Below are 419 nucleotides of genomic sequence, written 5' to 3'. Positions count from 1 at the left end.
GGGCTGGCGGTGTTCTTCGTCGCCGGCGGCCTCGTGGTCGCCCAGATCCCCTGGCTCTCCGACCAGGTCGCGAAGGTGATCTCCTACGCCGACGCCGGGTCGCTGCCGCTGCTGGTGGCGATCACCGCGATCAACGGCATCGCCGAGGAGCTGTTCTTCCGCGGGGCGCTCTACGCCGCGATCACCAAGTACCCGATCCTCTGGTCGACGCTGGCCTACGTCATCGCCACCGCCGCGACCGGCAACATCATGCTGGCCTTCGCCGCGATCCTGCTCGGGCTCGTCGTCGGTCTCCAGCGCCGGGCCTCCGGCGGCATCCTGGCGCCGATCATCACGCACTGCGTGTGGTCGATCAGCATGCTGGTGACGCTGCCGTACATCTTCGGCACCGCCTGAGCGCGCGTCAGGTGCGCACGGAC

General features: G+C 69.2%; 1 protein-coding gene. It reads left to right on the top strand.

The genetic code is table 11. The annotated features are described in order from the left end of the window. A partial coding sequence (locus tag QC029_RS30730; RefSeq protein WP_279559118.1) for a CPBP family intramembrane metalloprotease occupies positions 1–396 on the top strand: 396 nt, incomplete at its 5' end. Between the last annotated feature and the right edge of the window lie 23 nt (positions 397–419).

Source organism: Streptomyces sp. DH37 (genome assembly GCF_029813835.1).
In the GTDB taxonomy this organism is placed as follows: domain Bacteria; phylum Actinomycetota; class Actinomycetes; order Streptomycetales; family Streptomycetaceae; genus Streptomyces.
This window is presented reverse-complemented; position numbering and strand designations above follow the sequence as displayed.